We start from the raw sequence: 3,030 nt of genomic DNA, 5'->3' as shown, positions 1-3,030 counted from the left end.
GCACCTCCGCGCCGGAGGTGCTGGTCGAGCGGGCCGCGGAGCTGGGCATGCCACTGCTGGCCCTCACCGACCGTGACGGGCTCTACGGCGCCGTACGCTTCGCCCGGGCCTGCGCCGGGGCCGGGATCCGCCCCGTCCTCGGCGCCGACCTCGCCGTACGCCCCGACGGCCCGCAGGCCCCGCCTGCCACCACCCCCGCCCGCGGCGGCCGGACGGTGGACCCCGGGCTGCCCCGGGTCACCGTGCTGGCCCGCGGCGGGCGGGCCGGCTGGGGCGCCCTGTGCCGGCTGGTCAGCGCCGCCCACGGCGCCGACCTGGCGTCCGTGTCCGCCCCCGCCGCCGAGCTGCTCGCCGGCCGCCGCAGGCCGGCCGTCACCCCCGAGATGATCACCCGTCAGCTGGACGCCGCCGGCGCCCTGGAGGGCGACCTGCTGGTCCTCCTCGGCCCGTCCTCCGACGTCGGCCGGGCGATCACCGCCGGCCGCCCCGACCTGGCCCGGGCACTGCTGCGCCGCTGGCGCGAGCGGGCCTGCGGTGCCGACCTCGCCGTGGAGGTGGTCCACCAGCTGGCCCCGCCCGGCCATCCCCACTCGCTGCCCGTCGCAGCCCGGATGCTCGGCCTCGCCGCCGAGGCCGGCCTGCCCGCCGTCCTCACCAACGCGGTCCGCCACGCCCGCCCCGAGGACGCCCCCGTCGCCGACGTCCTGGACGCAGCCCGCCGGCTGGTCCCGCTGGACCGCCGCCACCGCGACCGGGCCAACGCCGAAGGGCACCTGAAGTCCGCCGCGGAGATGGCCCTGGTCGCCGAGGAGGTCGTCCGCGCCGCGGGACAGAGCCCCACCGGGACCCGCAGGCTGCTGGCGGCCACCGCCGACCTCGCCGCGGGGCTCGCCCTCGACCCCTACGCCCACCTGGGCTTCGGCTCGGTGCGGATGCCCGAGCCGGCCGTCCTGGGGATAGCCCCGGAGCGGGCCACCGCCGAACTGCGCGCCCGCTGCGAGGCCGGGCTGGTCCAGCGCTACGGCTCCGGCGCCGGCGGCCCGGCCGCCCGCGCCCGCCTCGACGACGAACTCGCCCTGATCCGCCGCCTGGGCTACGAGGCGTACTTCCTCACCGTCGCCGAGGTCGTCGGCATGGTCCGCGGCATGGGCATCCGCTGCGCCGCCCGCGGCTCCGGCGCGGGCAGCCTGGTCAACCATCTGCTGGGGGTCTCCGGTGTCGACCCCATGCGGTACGGCCTGCTGATGGAGCGGTTCCTCTCCGAGCGCCGCACCGCACTGCCCGACATCGACCTGGATGTGGAGTCCGCCCGCCGCACCGAGGTCTACCAGCGGCTGCTGGAGCGCTTCGGGGCCGAGCGCACCCTCTGCGTCTCCATGCAGGAGACCTACCGCGCCCGGCACGCCGTCCGCGACGTCGGCGCGGCCCTGGGCCTGCCGCCGGAGGAGATCGACGCCGCCGCCAAGGCCTTTCCGCACATCCGCGCCCGGGATGTCCGCGCAGCCCTGCGGGACCTGCCGGAGCTGCGCTCCTCCCGGCTGGACGAGGGCGTCTTCGCGGTCCTCTTCGACCTGGTGGAGAAGCTGGACGGGCTGCCCCGCCACATCGCCCTGCACCCCAGCGGGATCCTCCTCTCCGACCAGCGGCTGCGCGACCTCACCCCGGCCGAGATCAGCGCTCAGGGCTTCCCGATGAGCCAGTTTGACAAGGACGACGTGGAGGAGATCGGCCTGCTCAAGCTGGACGTCCTCGGCGTGCGGATGCAGTCCGCCATGGCGTACGCGCTCACCGAGATCGCCCGCACCGAGCAGACCGAGGTCGACCTGGACGCCGTCCCCCACGACGACCCCGCCACCTTCGAGCTGATCCGTTCCACCCGCACCCTGGGCTGCTTCCAGATCGAGTCCCCGGGACAGCGCGAACTGATCGGCAAGTTCGGCCCGGAGACCTTCGAGGACCTGATCATCGACATCTCGCTCTTCCGCCCCGGCCCGGTCAAGAGCGACATGATCACCCCCTTCCTCAACGCCCGCCAGGGCTGGACCAGGGCCGAGTACCCGCACCCCGACCTGGAGCCGGTGCTCGCCGAGACCGAGGGCGTGGTGGTCTTCCACGAGCAGGTCATCAGGACCATCGCGGTGCTCACCGGCTGCTCCGCCGCCCGCGCCGACGAGGCCCGCAGGGCCCTGGGCAGCCCCGGCGGGCAGACCGCCGTCGGCGACTGGTTCACCACCGCGGCCGACCGCCGCGGCTATCCGCGCGCCGTGGTGGAACGGACCTGGGAGGTGCTGCGGGCGTTCGCCTCCTTCGGCTTCTGCAAGGCCCACGCCGCCGCCTTCGCGCTGCCCACCTACCAGTCCGCCTGGCTCAAGACCCACCACCCGGCCGCCTTCCTGGCCGGTGTCCTCACCCATGACCCGGGGATGTACCCCAAGCGGCTGATCCTGGACGACGCCCGGCAGTTCGGCATCCCCGTCCTCGGCCCCGACGTCAACGCCTCCCACGCCGACCACCGGGTCGAGCGCACCGGGGAGGGCGTGCTGGGCATCCGCATCGGACTGGCCGACGTCAAGGGCATCAGCGACGCCGAGACCGCCCGCATCACCGGGGCCCGGACCGGCGCCCCCTACACCTCGCTCGCCGACTTCCGCCACCGGGCCCGGCCCTCCCAGCCGGTCCTGGAGGGCCTGGTCCGGATCGGCGCCCTGGACTCCCTGCACGGCATAGGAGCCGCCGACACGCCCGGCAGTGAGGGACTGGTCCGCCGCGACCTGCTGCTCGACGCCATGGAACCCGACCGCCCGCGCGTCCGCCCCGGGCGCCGCGCCCCGGGCCCGGGCCAACTCGCCCTCGAGGGCGCCCCCCAGGGCTGGGAGACCCGCGGCACCCCCTCGCCGGACGGCCTCCTCGGCGGCGCACCCCAGGCGCAGCAGGTCCCGGGAGCGGACCGGCACCCCCACCGGGAGCCGGCCGCACGGCCCCCCGCCCCCGCCGGCGACCGGGGCGGGGCCGGGAGCGCCCCGCCGGCCT

General features: G+C 76.3%; 1 protein-coding gene. It reads left to right on the top strand.

The window, feature by feature from the left end:
- The coding region (gene dnaE, locus AOK09_RS35445) for a DNA polymerase III subunit alpha (RefSeq protein WP_055591299.1) at positions 1-3,030 on the top strand (3,030 nt) is incomplete at both ends.

This window comes from Peterkaempfera griseoplana, assembly GCF_001418575.1.
Classification (GTDB): domain Bacteria; phylum Actinomycetota; class Actinomycetes; order Streptomycetales; family Streptomycetaceae; genus Peterkaempfera; species Peterkaempfera griseoplana.
This window is presented reverse-complemented; position numbering and strand designations above follow the sequence as displayed.